General features: G+C 31.1%; 17 protein-coding genes. 9 read left to right on the top strand and 8 right to left on the bottom strand.

What is annotated here, in order from left to right:
• The first annotated feature begins 4 nt into the window (after positions 1-4).
• The 9 genes from E0W69_RS02790 to tnpA all read left to right on the top strand — a co-directional run bounded on the left by E0W69_RS02790 (position 5) and on the right by tnpA (position 6,289).
• Complete coding sequence (locus E0W69_RS02790) at positions 5-973, top strand: DJ-1/PfpI family protein (protein ID WP_225321365.1); 969 nt, start codon at positions 5-7, stop codon at positions 971-973.
• Positions 974-1,385: 412 nt separating this feature from the next.
• Positions 1,386-1,613, top strand: a complete 228-nt coding sequence (locus tag E0W69_RS02785) for a helix-turn-helix domain-containing protein (protein WP_131328527.1) — start codon at positions 1,386-1,388, stop codon at positions 1,611-1,613.
• A complete protein-coding gene (locus E0W69_RS02780) occupies positions 1,606-2,757 on the top strand; it encodes a VapE domain-containing protein (protein ID WP_191967948.1) in 1,152 nt (383 codons plus the stop codon). The genes E0W69_RS02785 and E0W69_RS02780 overlap by 8 nt, the downstream gene beginning before the upstream one ends.
• Before the next feature lie 193 nt (positions 2,758-2,950).
• Positions 2,951-3,862 carry a toprim domain-containing protein gene (locus E0W69_RS02775; RefSeq protein WP_131328525.1) on the top strand — a complete coding sequence of 304 codons (912 nt, stop codon included), beginning with the start codon at positions 2,951-2,953 and terminating at the stop codon, positions 3,860-3,862.
• Between the two features lie 115 nt (positions 3,863-3,977).
• Positions 3,978-4,304, top strand: coding sequence for a plasmid mobilization protein (locus E0W69_RS02770; protein ID WP_131328524.1), 327 nt, complete (start codon positions 3,978-3,980; stop codon positions 4,302-4,304).
• Entirely contained in the window at positions 4,301-5,284 is a 984-nt protein-coding gene (locus E0W69_RS02765) for a relaxase/mobilization nuclease domain-containing protein (RefSeq protein WP_131328523.1), read from the top strand. The genes E0W69_RS02770 and E0W69_RS02765 overlap by 4 nt, the downstream gene beginning before the upstream one ends.
• An 18-nt stretch (positions 5,285-5,302) precedes the next feature.
• Positions 5,303-5,464: a hypothetical protein gene (locus E0W69_RS20405; RefSeq protein WP_191967947.1), complete on the top strand. Its 162-nt coding sequence runs from the start codon at positions 5,303-5,305 to the stop codon at positions 5,462-5,464.
• Between the two features lie 40 nt (positions 5,465-5,504).
• The gene (locus tag E0W69_RS02760) at positions 5,505-5,861 is read left to right on the top strand and encodes a hypothetical protein (RefSeq protein WP_131328522.1); all 357 of its coding nucleotides are present in this window, start codon (positions 5,505-5,507) and stop codon (positions 5,859-5,861) included.
• A gap of 80 nt (positions 5,862-5,941) precedes the next feature.
• The gene (gene tnpA, locus E0W69_RS20745) at positions 5,942-6,289 is read left to right on the top strand and encodes an IS200/IS605 family transposase (RefSeq protein ID WP_131328521.1); all 348 of its coding nucleotides are present in this window, start codon (positions 5,942-5,944) and stop codon (positions 6,287-6,289) included.
• A 60-nt stretch (positions 6,290-6,349) separates the two neighbouring features.
• Here the strand turns inward: tnpA and E0W69_RS02750 are convergent, their stop codons facing one another.
• The 8 genes from E0W69_RS02750 to E0W69_RS02715 all read right to left on the bottom strand — a co-directional run bounded on the left by E0W69_RS02750 (position 6,350) and on the right by E0W69_RS02715 (position 15,941).
• Positions 6,350-6,949, bottom strand: a complete 600-nt coding sequence (locus E0W69_RS02750; protein ID WP_131328520.1) for a hypothetical protein — start codon at positions 6,947-6,949, stop codon at positions 6,350-6,352.
• A 13-nt stretch (positions 6,950-6,962) separates the two neighbouring features.
• Complete coding sequence (locus tag E0W69_RS02745) at positions 6,963-9,179, bottom strand: peptidase domain-containing ABC transporter (RefSeq protein WP_131328519.1); 2,217 nt, start codon at positions 9,177-9,179, stop codon at positions 6,963-6,965.
• Positions 9,180-9,466: 287 nt separating this feature from the next.
• Complete coding sequence (locus tag E0W69_RS02740; RefSeq protein WP_131328518.1) at positions 9,467-11,845, bottom strand: outer membrane beta-barrel family protein; 2,379 nt, start codon at positions 11,843-11,845, stop codon at positions 9,467-9,469.
• A 397-nt stretch (positions 11,846-12,242) separates the two neighbouring features.
• Positions 12,243-13,280 carry a grasp-with-spasm system SPASM domain peptide maturase gene (gene gwsS, locus E0W69_RS02735; protein ID WP_131328517.1) on the bottom strand — a complete coding sequence of 346 codons (1,038 nt, stop codon included), beginning with the start codon at positions 13,278-13,280 and terminating at the stop codon, positions 12,243-12,245.
• A gap of 20 nt (positions 13,281-13,300) precedes the next feature.
• Entirely contained in the window at positions 13,301-13,522 is a 222-nt protein-coding gene (locus E0W69_RS02730) for a hypothetical protein (RefSeq protein ID WP_131328516.1), read from the bottom strand.
• A complete protein-coding gene (gene gwsG, locus E0W69_RS02725; protein WP_131328515.1) occupies positions 13,504-14,508 on the bottom strand; it encodes a grasp-with-spasm system ATP-grasp peptide maturase in 1,005 nt (334 codons plus the stop codon). The genes E0W69_RS02730 and gwsG overlap by 19 nt, the downstream gene beginning before the upstream one ends.
• Positions 14,509-14,635: 127 nt before the next feature.
• On the bottom strand, positions 14,636-14,824 hold the full coding sequence (locus E0W69_RS02720; protein WP_131328514.1) for a hypothetical protein: 189 nt from the start codon (positions 14,822-14,824) through the stop codon (positions 14,636-14,638).
• Between the two features lie 79 nt (positions 14,825-14,903).
• A complete protein-coding gene (locus tag E0W69_RS02715) occupies positions 14,904-15,941 on the bottom strand; it encodes a DUF6624 domain-containing protein (protein WP_131328513.1) in 1,038 nt (345 codons plus the stop codon).
• Between the last annotated feature and the right edge of the window lie 429 nt (positions 15,942-16,370).

Genomic DNA, 16,370 nt, shown 5'->3' with positions numbered 1-16,370 from the left:
AAAAATGATAAAAAGAATCATATCTCTGATGTTTTGCACGTTACTGGTGCTATCATGTCAGAACAAAAAGCAAGATAAGGACATCGAACCCTTTAGGTCACATCCGGAATCCATCATGGAACTTTTCCCGCAGCCAAAAGTAGAGATTAAGACCGTAGGCATATATCTGTACAATGGTTATTCTCCATTGGATGCAATGGGTCCTTATTCGGTATTTACACATATCATGGGTGCGAAAGTGTTTTTTATAGCAAAACAAAAAGAAATTGTCGAAGACGGTGCTGGATTGAAAGTAATGGTCGATACATCCATTAGTGAGGTAAAGCATTTGGATATACTACTGATCCCTGGTGGGCTGGCACAAACCTATACGGAGACGAAAGACACTTCTTTACTAAACTGGATTCGTAATATTGACCGTACATCCAAATATACCACTAGCGTTTGTACTGGTGCATGGGTACTAGGGGCCGCAGGTTTATTAAAAGACAAGAATGCCACCACGCACTGGTTTGCCAAATCTATATTAGCAAAAGAATTTGGTGCCAATATAGAGAATAAACGCTATACCCATAGTGGTAAATATTGGACGGCTGCGGGTGTATCTGCTGGGATAGACCTTAGTCTAGCCTTATTGAACGATATTGCAGGGGAGCACTTTACCAAAGCCACGATGCTGGATATGGAGTATAATCCGCAGCCTCCATTTCAAGGTGGTAGCGAAGGCAATAGCGACAAAAGCATGGTCGAGGGATTGCGTGCTATCTACAACGAAGGGGTGCATCCTGCGACACATCCAAATGAAAGCCTCAAAAACCTACACTACGACAGCCCAAAAGACCTAGTCTGTGGTATGTCTTTAGGAATGGGTATTGGTGTCACCGCTTATTACAAAGGAAAATTGTACGGCTTTTGTTCCAGTACCTGTAAGGAAGCTTTCCTTAGGAATCCTGAATCATATACTACAAAGTAGAAGTTGATACTTATTTTTGATTCTTATGCCGCTAGTAATTACTATAAAAACAAACAACAGCACCTTATTCCTATTTTTTAACTAAGAAGTAAGGAACTGTTGTTACCAGTACTAAAAATCATCTGCTGTTTTTACATACCAATGTCCAATAATCTTCAAGTAATCTGTATTTTGTTCGAATGCAAAAAAAGAAATATCTGTTATTCATTTCACTGCCTGGTCCAAAATTATGACTTCAATTTTCCCATAATCAACATTAATGACTTCAATGAAAGCTTAAAGGTAATAATAAATTAGATTGATTCTCAATTACTTAATAGACTGAAAGTATACTTTTACCAACTTACAAAGTATACTTTCAGTCTATTTTTTTTAGGCAACTATGAGCTTTGTGGAACAAAAATAAAGTACCATGAAGTTACATGACAACATGACCACCTATACCGCTAAAGAGGTGGCAATTATCCTAAAGGTATCAAAAACACAAGTCCAAAAACTTGAAAAAGCGGGAGTGTTAAAGCCTATTGATTGGGGAGACAATCTAAACAAAAATAGGGCAAGAAGAAGATTCATTCGTTACACAGTGGAAGCCGTTGAAACCTTTCTGAATGGTGGCAAAAAGGAGGTGGAAAATGGATAATGAAAGAATGACCTCTTATGAAAGATTGGAACAGTTTCTATTGGAAAACTACCAATTCCGATGCAACATCATTAATGGCATCATTGAATTCAGACATTCAGAATTGGAACAATGGGAAGAACTAAACGAGTTCAATGTTTTGCGCCAATTGAAGTTACAAAGTGTAAAAGCTTCTATGAATGATCTGATTAATATTCTAAAATCGGACTTTGTTCCATCTTTCAATGCTTTTCTAGATTACTTCAAGATGCAATTAATCGGATTTGATCACGACTTCGATTATATCGATCAGTTAGCATCTTATGTAAAAACAACTGCCAACAGGAGATTTAGAAGACATTTAAAAAAATGGCTGGTTCGAACAGTAAAATGTGCATTGGAAGATGACTATGTCAACAAGAACGCTTTGATATTGGTGCAAGAAAAGCAAAATGGAGGTAAGACGACGTTTTGCAGATTTCTCATTCCTTCATTGCTCAAAAGTTATTCCGCCGAGAATATCTCGTTTGATAAAGATAGTATGATTGCGCTCTGTGAGAATTACATCATCAATCTTGATGAGTTAGCTTCATTTAATAAATTGGAAATCAATATGTTAAAGGCAATCTTATCAAAAGCTTTTGTAAAAGAACGTCATCCTTTTGAAAGAAAGGCAAAGAAAATTCCGAGAAGAGCATCTTTTATTGGCAGTACAAACCGAACCGAATTTCTCACCGATGAGACAGGTAATGTTCGATGGATTCCTTTTGAAGTTTTGGATATTGATTTTGCCTATTCCAAGGAGATTAATATTGATTTCGTTTGGAAACAAGCCTACAATCTTTATCTATCTGGTTATCCTTGTGATCTAACCGCAGATGAAATCAAAGAAAATGAATTAGCAAACCAGTCCTTTACAGTCATCACAAAGGAAATGGAACTAATCATGAATTTGTATGAAGTGGGAACTAAGGAAGATCACGATCTTTTTCGATCCACAACAGAAATCGAAATTGGCATCCGGGAAACCAACAATGTAGGAATTACCATTAGCACCCAGCAATTGGGGAAGGCGTTAAAAGTACTTGGGTTCACCAAGGACAACCGCTATTCTGAGGAAAAAGGCTACCCGATCAAGGCATATTATTTAAAATTTAGACGGTGAAAATAAAAAATGCTTACTTATTTCTCTTTTCACTGCTATAACCTATTCAATTACAGTTATTTACAATAAGTAAGCATTGCTTACTTAAGCTTACTTATTGCTTACTTATGGTTACTTATCAGCGATTTCAAGTAAGCAAGTAGGCACAAGTAACTTACTTATCCAGTATTTATAATTTTAAAAATCATTAATAATGAATTTCCAAGAAATTAAAAGAACGCCTATCCCTTCCATCATGGAAAAATACGGTCATCCCATTGCTAGACGTAGTGGAGATGCACTATTTTACTTCGCTCCTTGGAGAGCAGAAAATACAGCTAGCGTGAAAGTGTCCATCCGTGACAATCTGTTTATTGACTATGGAGACGAAAAAAGATGTGGTTCTGTAATTGATTTGGTGATGAATCTAGACAACTGCAGCTTAATAGATGCCTCCAAAAAATTGGAACAAATATTTGGAATTACTGCTCCAATGGAGCAGCCCAATACCTCAATCATCAACGTTGATATAGCAGCCAATCCAAGTTTTCTAATCAACAGGGAAAGTGATTTAGCGGATAAAGAACTGTTGTCTTATGTTTCGAGCGAAAGAGGAATTCCAATCGAGATTGCCCAAAAATATCTGCGTGAATTGGAAATTGAACACAGAATTTTTCACAAAAAGCAGATTGTTCTGGGTATGAAAAACAATTCTGGGAGTTGGGAGGTGAGAGGCAAAAACGGAAATTTCAAATCCTGTATTGGACATAAAGACTTTACTTTCTTTGATGAAGGTTTCGACAAAGTTTTAGTCGTCGAGGGTATGTTTGACCTTCTTTCTGCGGTTAAATTGGGAGACAAAATCTGTTTCGAAAAAGTCAATTATTTGGTACTTCATTCCCTTAGTAATCTGGACAGATCCATTCCCAAAATGCTTGAACATAACAAAGTTTTTCTTGCACTGGATCTTGATTTTCCAGGGAGAATCAAAACAAAAAATCTAATAGAATCCGACTCCAAATTCATTGATTTATCTCCTAAATACCAAATGAAGGACGGTAAAGACTTGAACGATTTCCTGAAATACAATAAGGGACAAAAAAGGAACAGAGGACGGTCGTTGTAACACGACCTTTAAAATTAATCGTATAGGCAAGCAGGAGGCTGGTACGTACGCAGCCGGCCAAAATAAAATGCCTCATGCTTTGCATTCGTATTTATTCATCCAAAATTTTATAAAAATGAAAAATAAAACAACTAGGATATATCTCCGTGCTACCACCATAGAAAAAGCCATCATAAAACAAAAAGCCGCCAAATGCGAGATGACGGTTTCCGATTTTTTGATCGCCTCTGCACGTAACGTGGAGATCAAACTTTACAAAAAAACGATTCCGGCATCGGTTAACAAAACTGTATTGGCCATGCTACAAAGTGCCAACAATTTTAACCAGTTCACAAGGTATTGCCATTCGGACCGACTCAAAAACATAGCCGAATCAGAACTTCATTTTTACGCAAACAGACTGTACCAACTGGCGAACGAAATCAAAAATGCATTACAATGATAGCAAAGCAAACAAGGGGTTCGGCAGGGTCGTGTCCCAGAATGGTGGACTATGCCCTACGGGAAAAAGGACTGAAACACCCGGACGAAAAAGCAAACATCGTTGTCCAAAACGGATGCTACGGTTCCCATGCTGAAATAAAAGAGCAAATGAAGATGGCAATGGAACTCAACAAAGGCAAATGTCAATCCCCTATGTTCCACGCAATATTTAGCCTCGCAGAAAACGAAAGACTGACCAAGGATCAGGAACTTGCTTTAGCTGAAAAACTGGTCAAGGAATTTAAATTGGAGAATAGCATTGTGTTGGGCGTGAAACACGCTTCTTCTGAGAATAAAGACCACTACCACTTTATCGTTTGCCTACCTCCTATTGATGGCAAGGCCACACCTAATATGTTTAAATCCAAAATACGTTTGATGGAAATTGCAAGATCATGCGAATTGGAATTTGGACTCAAACAAGTTGAAACACCGAAAATTGGGATTGACCCAAAGCAGCGCTTGAGAAACAATGCAAGATTTGAAAAGGCCAGACAGGATTTGGGAAAGGCCCTCATTGGAACAAAGTCAATGTTGGAGTTTGTAGCAAAAATGAATGGGGTAGGTTATTCCTTAAGAAAAGGAAGAGGACTGGGTATTGTGGAAGACAAGACCGGTATTTACTACAAAGCGAGTGATTTAGGACTGAGTCTTCAGAAAATAGAAAAGATTATTGCCTTTAACAAGATCCAGGAAAAACAGTATGAAAATCCAGCTTTTCGGATGGACAGCATTTACCAGCAAAAAATGTCCTCTCCCTCCAATGGTAATACTACGAAGAGCCAAGAACTCTCATCTTTTAATATCATAGAGACATTGTTAAACCATATCGGTAAGACAATGCAAGCAGAAGACTTTTATGGTGGTTCTATTTCCCTTTCCGAAACGGAAGAGGAAAAACTCAAAAAACTCAAGAGAAAGCGTGGTATTCGTAGATAACATTTTAAAATACTCAAAATGAACAACACAGAAATAGAAATTATTTTACAGGAGCTTTTAAGGGATGTACAGACTATAAAATCGGAAATCAAACAAAGTTCAAATCCCTTCAAGCAAGAAAACGAAAATTGGGTAAACAGCCAACTAGAGTCCATACTTAAAGAAATGGGCTACACTTAAGGATAGTGTCAATATCGTGACACATAAAACATCACCAGATGTGCCAAAGATAGACTATACTCCTATTTTTAAGTTTGAGGAAAAGCTAAAAGAACTCAAGCGAATCCAGACGTTGCTACCACATACACAAGTCGTTAGTCATGAACACTCTTTTATAAACTGGAGATGGCTAATAGTCCTTTTTCTTTTCATCGGATTGTCGGTTTTGTTGGGATGGTATGCGCTGGATAACTATTATGAGGCCAAAGGACTAAAAATCAAATATGGATTTTTACGAAAGGAAATGCCGGAGCATATCCAAGAATTGGATAGCTTTTATCAAGTGAACCCTAAGTGGGTGGAAAAGCACGAAACCTCAATCCTAAATAAGAAATCTCATCACAATAAAAAAGAATAGCATGAGGCTTGGTAATAAAAAGTAATGCTTAATAAAAACTTAATTTGCATGATTTTTTTTAATCAGAGGAAAAGTCACTAGTGGCGATATGTCGGCAGATTTCAGAGCGTTATGAGATCCATTTTGTGGAGATAGGCTTGCACGAGAATCATGTTCATTTTTGGGTCCAAAGCCTCCCAGCTCTGAGCGTTAAAGAGATTGCACAGACGATCAAGAGCATAACGGCGAAAGAAGTCTTCCGTCGTCACCCAGAGGTGAAAAAAGAATTGTGGAGTGACTCATTCTGGACGATTGGCTATTATGTGAATACGATTGGGCAATATACCAGCGAGGACATTATATGCAGATATATATTCGGACAGGGTAAAAGCAAGGAGTCCAAAGAATATAAAAAGGTTTATAGTTCACAATTGAGGCTGTCCGAATAAAGCTTAAGGCCGGATACCTCGAAGCTCTGCTTCGGGGAGGTTCATTTATTTATTAAATTTTTATTTTAGCCATTTATTTTTTATACTCTTACAAATTTTTATAAATAAATTCGATTTACTTATAACTACATAGATTGGATAGTTAGTTTTTTTATTACGATTATCTTTAGACAATCCTGATTTAGAAATATTTTCAAATTTTACGAAACAAAAAGCTTGATTAATAGATATGTTATTTCTAACTCCAACAATTTCTGCAGTAATTAAAGGATTAGAATTTAAAACATTTTTATCTTTAAAATGTATCCTTATATTTTTTCTAAGATGAATCAATTTACTGTCCGACATCGGCGTTTCTATAACTGCAAATAACATTTTTTGTCGACCCATATTTTTATCATATTTACTTAGTTGAAACGAGGAAGAGTTCTGGTCTAAAAATTTTAAATTTGCATTTAATTTTTCCGGGTATCTTATTAGGGAAATTAATGTCAAAACAAATATTAACAAAACAATTGAAATATAAATTCCCCATTTTTCTATATAGCCAAATTTACCAAAAATGATATTATTAGCTAAATCTGACCTTTGAGTTCTTTTGTTATAATCTTCTTCTTTTAAAGAGGATTTTGTATTAATCTTTTTTATTGTGTTAATCATAATAAAAAAAAATTTAATTATCTAATTCCAGTTGATTTTTAATTAGATTATAATATTCACCTTTTCTTTGAATCAAATCGTCATGTTTACCTTCTTCTACAACACATCCATTATTAATGACAACAATTTTATCAGCTCTAATTACAGTACTAAGTCTATGGGCTACAATTATTACAGTGCGACCTTTAAAAAAAGTATCTAGCGCTTTAACAATTACCCTTTCGTTATTAGCATCTAAAGAATTTGTAGCCTCATCCAAAATTAAATACTTAGGATTTTTATAAATTGCACGTGCAATTAAGATTCTCTGCTTTTGTCCTTGACTTAAGTTTAGTCCATCTAAACCCAGTTTTGTTTGGAAACCTTTCGGTAAAGATTCAATAAATGAAAGAATATTTGCAATTCTACAACTGTCATATAATTCTTTTCGATTAATCGATCTAACATTTTGACCAACAGCTATATTAAGTTCTATAGTATCATTAAATATATAACTCTCTTGTAATACAGCACCAATTATTGACCTCCAATAATTATGTCGTATTTGATAAAAACCGAAACATTTTTCATTTCTATTTAAAATTGAACCTAATTCTATATTGCCATCATATTGATCATAAACTTTAAGTAATATTTTTAGCAAAGTGGTTTTACCACTTCCACTTTCTCCAACAATTGCAGTTACCTTACCATTTTCAATAGTTAAATTGATATTGTCCAAAACCTTTTTCTGCATTCCTGGATAAGCAAATGAAATATTCTCTAAGTATAGGCTTGCATTATCGGGAATTCTATTTACATAATTCACATCAATATCTTCTTCGGATGGAAGCTCATGAATTTCATTCAAGCGCTCTAAACTTATTTGAGCATCCTGAAGTCCTTGGATAAATGACACCCATTGATTTATAGGTCCACTTAACTGACCTATAATATATTGTATTGCCAGCATTCCACCAAGCGTTAAGTAATTATTAATTACCATTTGCGCAATTATAAAACTAATTATAATATTTTGAGTTTGATTTATTAAATTACCTCCAGCTGATTGTATTTGGCTATAATTTAATTTTTTAATATTTAATTTAAAAACCGAAGCTTGAATATCCTCCCACTCCCATCTTTTTTGTCTTTCAGCATTAGCTAAGCGAATATCTTGCATTCCTTGTATAAGTTGTAATGTTGAATTATTTTCATTAGAAGAGAGGGAAAATGAACTATAATTTATTTTTCTTCTAATTTTAAAAAAAATAAAATTCCACAAAAAATAGATGGAGCTACATAAAATTAACGTTGCAAATATAGAAATGTCATAAGTCATAACGACAACAGCATAAACTATAAAAGTAAAAATAGAGAAAAATGTATTTAATGCTGTATTTGTTAAAAAATCTTGCACTACTTTGTGGTCATTTATTCTCTGTAACAAATCTCCAGATTGCCTTGAATCAAAAAACGAAAGAGGTATTTTATTAAGTTTTATCCAGAAATCAGATAGTAATTGTAAATTAAGAGTACTAGAAATTTTTAAAAGCATTCGACTCCTAAAGAAACTCACAAATGTCTGGCTCATTGCAAGCATTAATTGGGCTAAAAGTATTACAAAAATAAATTGTATATCTTTAGTATCTATTCCAATATCTACTATAGTTTGGGTTAAAAAGGGGAATATTAGCTGAAAAATTGAAATAATAACTAAAGAAATTATTACTTCTATTAACTGCATTTTTCTAGGAGATAAATATTTAATAATTAACTTCCAATTTATTTTATTTTCTTTTTGATTATCAAGTTGAAAAAAAAATTCTGTTGGTGAAATACATAATACAAAACCTAAATTTTCACTATAATTATTGTTTAAAATTTGCTCCCAATGTACTTTAAAATCCTCAGGAGAATAACTTATTATGCCTTGAGAGGGATCGGCAATAGTAATTTTACGATGTTTAATGCTAAATAAAACTACAAAATGATCATGATCCCAATGAAGAATCGCTGGTAAATCAATACTTTGCAGTTGGGTATAATTAATTTGATATCCTTGAACGTCAAATCCAATTTCTTTGGCGGCATTCCTTATATTTAAAAAAGAGACCCCCAATTTATTTAATCCCATTTTTTTTCTTAAAAACTCAATTCTCAAATATTTTCCGTAATATTTTGCTATAATTTTTAAGCAGGTTGGACCACAATCCTTGACGTTAAGCTGTTTATAAAATGGATAATTCATTTTTATTAGAGTATATTATTCATAAAAATAGGGTCTAGCGTTAAGATGTCATTCATACCACAAAAAAGAAAACGTCATTTTCAGATGTGAATTTGATAAGCAAAGAAGCTGTTTAGCCAACCTCTTAACACATTAGATTTCTTACAATCCTGTTGATATCTTTTTTTGATTTCTGAATTACAATCTTACTCTGGTATATCTATTTTTAAATTAGTCATTAAAAAAATCTCAATGGTTTCCAATTTTATTCTTATTTTTTAAACACTATTATTATAGCAAGCTTTATCCTAATTTCCTATTCGTGAATCTTCCACGCCCTTGTATGCTTTTGCTCCTTTTAACCTTAAATTACCAAAATTATATTGAAAGGTCAAATATATTCTTCTAGTATCAGAAAAGGAAAGTCTATCGTATGATATATTATTTAAAATATAACTATTCATAATCCTTCTACTTTTGAATATATCGGAAACTCTAATTCCTAAAGACGTTTTTTTATTAGGAAAGGTATACTGACCCGACCAATCTATGAAATAATAGTGAGGTATCCTGTATATTTGGTTAACGGATGAAAAATTATATTTAAAATATACACCACTTTTAATAGTTTTTATTTTATTAAAGAAGAATGATGAATTAATTGTAAAAGCCCCGCCCCAACCTGTGATATCAGAATTGGTAAAATCTAAATCAGAATAAGTCTTATTATAGTAGTAAACTAAGCTACTACTACTTTGCAGCCATTTAAATGTTTTTAATATATATAATAGTTCAATATTGAGGCTTCTGACAGACAAGTAATTAAATTGCCGATTTATAACCGTCTTACTATCAGATTCTATAATTGGTATACTTCCTATTCCATGATTACTAAAAGAATAAGTTGTTGAAAAAATTAAATTATTTTTATATGTATCTGAAATTTCTATACTATTTGAAATAGTTGGTTTCAAATATTGATTTCCTTGGATATATGTATAATCATCTATATACCGTAAATTAGGATTGAAACTTGACATGTTCGGTCTAGATATTCTTCTTCCATAATTGATGTTCAAATAATGATCTCCTGCTTTGTATAATAAATAAATAGTTGGAAAGGCATTAAGATAATTATAAGAATATGAACTATCCTCTCTATGATTTGGAATACTTGTTGTAAAAGTATTTTCTAATCTTACTCCAGTTTGTAAAGACAGCTTTCGCGTTATATCTGTACTCATATTTGCAAAAAAAGCTTGGGTATTTTCATTATAATGAAAATAATTATTAAACGGGGGATTTAAGCTCATTATACTATTTGTATTTAGCTCAGTATTAATTTCACTTGAAACAAAACTAAAACGCAAACCAAATGAGAAATCAATTTTTTTTATTGGATAATGTATTAATGTATTAAGTGAAAAGAGTACCGTATTTGGGGTGCTATTAGAGTACTTTCCCTTTTTGGATATAATGTTTTGACTCACAAGTCCATTATATATTTCATTATCAATAAATACCGGAATTCTTGCTTTATTTTGAGACAAGTCTGCATCAATCGTTAATTTTCTTCTTGATATTGAATCAAAGGATAATGTATAGTGTAAATTTCCTGAAATTGTCTCTACCCATGTTTTGCTTATATTAGTTTGTTTTGATAGGGAATCAATTATATTTTCTTGATTGGTGAAAATTGACTGAATAGAACTACTCTGTTTAGGATATGATACCATGTAATTCATTGAGGCACTTATTGTATTAATTTTATCAATTTCAGTTTCCATTCCTCCCGATACCATTAAAAAATTCGAAAGAGTTTTATTTCTTTCATTTGTTACCCTATTGGATATCTGGTTTCTTAAATTTGAAATAATAACATTTTCTTGTGCTCCTATTCCTGGTGTTACATTTAGAAAATATTTATACTTTGAGGTATTGTAATTTAGATTAACGCTTGGCACTATATTTATATATTTTCCCTTAAAAAATGTAGATTGAATAGACCCGGTAATGCCTTTATCTTTATTTTTTTTTAATATAATATTGATAATTCCTCCATTTCCCTCAGCACTATATATAGAGGGCGGATTTGTCATCACTTCGATGTGATCTATTCTAGATGCAGGGATTGACTTAAGAAAAGCTATTAAAGAATTTCCATTCGGAATCGGAACGATTTTATCATTAATCATTATAGACACATCCCCTTTGCCTATTATAGCAATAGAATTTTCATCAACATTAATTTTAGGTAATTTTGATAGTACTGATAATAAATTATCGCCTATATAATTTACATTATCTGCAATATTAAATATAAGCCTGTCTATTTTCCTTTGAATGGAAGGTTTTTGTGAATTTACAACTACCTCTTGTAATTTATGATTATTTAATTTTAAATGTATTTCAATCGAGGTGTCTATGTTTAATCTTATAAAAAAACTATCCATAACATACAAACTGCTAACTACTTTTATTTTATAATCTAAAGGTTTTAAGCCGCTGAAGATACATATTCCAAAACTATCAGTGGTAGAGCTTCCAATTATTTTATTGCCGTTAAATAACTGCAAGTCTATCCCTGAAATAGTGTGTTCATTACTACTAACAATAACTTTCAATGATTGCCCTTTGCCCAATAGTGCTAGTCCTACAAAAATTAAAATTAATTTGAAGCTATTCATTTATATATAGACTTTTAACAAATTATATCTAACTCCAATTCGAAAAATTATAATTAAAACATAGTTCATTACAATATATTATAGTTATCTAAATTTCAAAACTGAAGTACTTCTAATACTTTCCTGGCAAGAAAAGCCAAATGGCTTCAATACAATTACATTTAATATAAAGAATCAGTGCAAAAGAATTTATTTAATAGTTTTAGACGAAAACCATTGAATTAAGACTAATTTTAATTGAGTTATAATAAACTATAACTATCTAAAAAAATATTTTTAAAGTTTATACAACTACGTATATATTATTCGATATTATTAATGTTAGATAATTAAACTAAAATCTTTAATAAATAGCTTTGTCCTATAAATAAATCAGGAATACAAATACTTTTATTATTTATTTTTCCCATGTTGATGTATATGGATTATACTTACATTTTTCTGGTTTAGAAAGTATATTTTTTGAATCAGCAGTATAGGCCCTACAATCTGAACATAAATATCTAAATTCACAGTCTTTGCAAATTTCAATTTCATCTTTATTTATATACCAATATTTTTTAAAGTTATTAAAACTTTCTTTTAGCAATATATCCTTAAATGTAGATTCTCCATATTTACCATAATCTTTATTCATAGAAGGACAATTCTTGATATTGCCATTCTCATCTATAGAAATTTTCCTATTTAAGCAACCATTAAATAATATATTATGCATCAACCCTTGAATAGAAGGAAAATTCAATGATTCCAAATTTATAATTCCACAATTATTACATGATTGAATGTTTTGTTTCACGAATATTATTCTACTATTACAATTAGGAACAGACCCCGATTCTTTTGAATCATATATATTAATTTGTATAAATGGAAATTTTATAACTAATTCTCTTAATTCACTTATTTCAATATGTTTATCAAATGGAAGAGTTAAATTAATGCTTCTAAATTTTTTATTCTTAGTCTTATTCAAGATTAGATTTTGAATCTCTGCAATAGTAATTGTACGACTAAAAATGCGTATTTGTATATGATAGCACCCTAATTCGTCCAATTCATTGAAAATATCTTCAAAATCATGAATGGTATTTCGTATATCTATTATTGCATTTTGTATAATAGAGGGATGCTCCCAAGCAATCTCAATAGGAGGAAATAACTTTATGTCCTCAACTAGTTCACAGAGGTTGGTATTGATAAGATCTTTCAATATTTTTTCAAAATTATTTATATCTTCTTTTTCAGTAAACATTTCAAGAATTTCTCCAATTGTATATTCCCTTGCCAATTTTAATATATTATACAATTGATTATCAATAAAAATCATTTTTCTCTTACTTATATCATAAATAAGACTTCGATTGGCACCTCTAACCAAGAAACAATCAGAATATATATATATGTATTTTGCTAATAATGAATTTTCAATCATAAAATAATATTTAAAATTTTTTACTTTTCAAATTTTTCGATAGAATAGTCAATAATTTTCGAAATCGGATTTTCTGAAGATTCATAATATATATAACTGTTCCAATCTTCTATATATTTGGATAAATCTAAGGGACTACTAAGTTGAGTTAATTCATTATATATAATATTTCGATAAAATAATGGCAAAGTGGCGAGTTGGCACTCATCAATTTCTAATTTATTCAATTTTGTTTCTGACATAATAACTCAGCTATTTTTTTTTCTAATAAATAGTTACAAGGAAGTGAAGTCATAGTAAACTGGCCAACAGGATTAACTTCTAAGAAAATATAATTATCATTTTTGTCGACTATAATATCAATACTTCCAGTATTAAGTTTCAATTCGTCATTCATAAGAATTAATAATTTTTTTTCGATTTTATCAGGTAAATTAAATGGTACATAACGATTTATTTTTTCATGACTATATTTTCTGAAATCAACCTCTGTTTTTTTATTTGACTGAGAGAATATTACCATCGAGTAAAATCTTCCATTTAAATAAAATGATCTTATTTCATATTTTTTTGTTATTTCCTGCTGTATTAATGAAGGCGGAAAAGAGTCTGGTAATTTATGGATTAAACTAGAAGTTATACGCTCAGTATAAGTATAGTAACCAAACTGCTTAGTTATTAAATAGACACTATCTTTCATTGCTTTAGTTATGAATGATGAGTTATTTTCCATTAATTTTATCAATTGTTCCTTTTGAGAGATTATATAAGTCTGTGGAATTTTCAATCCAACTTTTTGTGCCATATTTAAAACTTCTAATTTATTCAAGTTTCCTTTATTCGGATCTCCTAAAACAAACATTCCAGCACTATTTATTTTGTAATAAATAAAATTAATTAAAGTATCTATTTCTTTTTTTATATGCCCCTTTTGATAATCCATATTGTCAAAAAAAATTCTTTTATTTAGAGAATCATTTTTATTCAATAGAAAATTATCGATAGAAAGTGGCCTTCTTCTGTACCATATACTATTGAAATCCAATAAGTTAATTTCCTTTCCCAAATGCTCTATAATAGTTTTATTCTCATTTAGATTACAGAATAGCAGGGTCATATCATTTGGCTTATCACCATTAATTCTAATAACATCTTCTTTAAGCGACTTTAACCACTCAAGTACTAATGTTGATGAATGATCGGTTACTCGACTCAATATTAAAATCATAGTATAGTAAAGATTAAATTAAGAGGAATAATTAAGAATAATTCTTTTTTTGCTTCAATTAAAATAGGAGGTTGTTTATTAATAAAAAATTAAATATAACAACCTCCATTTAGAAAAGAATGCGATACTAATCACTGTCTGGATCTGGATCATCATCACTATCTTCTGCAACTGACGATACAGTAATCGTTATAGTCACAGTTACAGTTGTAGTGTCATCACTCCCAGAAACAGGTTTAGATCCACCAATGATTTTGTCTAAATCATTTTCAGACATTGCTTCCAATTCGGCTTTTTTTAATTCTAGCTTTTTCATGATACTGTAATGAAAGATTAACTCCTTACTTTTTCTATTAGGCTTTCAGGAAAATGGCCCTTGTTATTAACAACATTTTTTATTTGCGTTTTAGATTATCAATTAACTCTGGAAGAATTTTTATATAATTTTTTGCGTCCCATTCTCCCCCATTTTTTGACATATACTCTTCCATAGAAAAAAGCCCTACACTGAATCTACGCAGATTAACATTCAATGGATCTTCCATAGGAAATGGATACAATGCTTTTCCGTGTTCATCTATTTTTATCTGTGAACCATAAAGTTGTAGTGACCTTTTCCGCCACAATACCCTATCTTGTAAATAGGCTAATTGCGATTTTTTAATATCTCCATTAAATGCAGCTTTTTCCATAATAGGCAAATACTTTTCTTGAACATCAAGGGGGGCATGCTGAATAACAAGAAAAATAGTTTGCTCTCCCTTTTCTCCAACCTCGACCTTAGAAGGCCAACCATTACTATCTATCAGTGATAATAAAGCAATTAGATTTAATGAGTCTTGCTTTAGAATTTGCTTGCCCAAAAAGTTTGCCTGTATTGATTTTACACCATACTTTTTGATAGTATCCATATATTGAAACCTAGGTTTTTGGTCCTTTTCCCGAATCGAATCAAGTTTTCCAATCAATTGTTTATTAATCTTTTGATTTTGGGTATTTATTATATTTTCAATTTGGGAACCATAAATTTCTTTCCATTTCTTATCTTTTCTTAAATCATTAAGGTCATTATCTGTTAATAATGAAGACATATAAGGAAAGTTATCATATTGAATTAATTCCTTGAGTAACTTAAAAGCCGAATCGTTTTTATTCCCTAATGATAAATTGCATAGTGCATCATATGGTACTGAAAAAAATTCATTAGTTTTTTCTAGTTGTCCAATTGACTTCAACCAATAATATTCACTAATATTAATATCCGCTGCCGCTATATAATTTTTACTTTTATAGAGACTATCCGCTTTTTGTACTGAATAATAAAATTGATTAATTCTCTTGATTGTTTGTCCTTGTAAATTCAAAATGGTTATAAAGCTAAAGAATACCACAAATAATTTTCCCTTTTTTAGTATCATATATATTGTTTTCATTTGCAATATTTATTTTATTACTATCATTATTCCAGGTTTATAATAATAAAAAACAAATCACAATTTGTCTCTACAGACAAATCATATGAAATATTTGAGTTTAGACTAATTGTTTTTGATCAACCTTTCTCAATACTTTTTTTGGTATTGTTCTTTTGGAATATCTATATATCTATTTTCGATAGTTGAGTGGGTACAATTTTTATTAACTACAAGTTATGAATACTGGAGATTTCAAATACAAGAATCCCCCTAAAAGCCCCAAAAACATCCCAGAATCATATTATTCCCTGCACGAAAACTTATTTTTCTTTTTAGCCTATACCATTCTTTTCACTACCTCACAATCCGAGGTTCCTTTTCCATGCCTTAAGCAGTTCGGTATGACAATTTCTTCGATGCTTTCGATGTCTTTTGGAGTCATTTATC

Origin of the sequence: Rhizosphaericola mali, from assembly GCF_004337365.2 — a bacterium.
Classification (GTDB): Bacteria; Bacteroidota; Bacteroidia; order Chitinophagales; family Chitinophagaceae; genus Rhizosphaericola; species Rhizosphaericola mali.
This window is presented reverse-complemented; position numbering and strand designations above follow the sequence as displayed.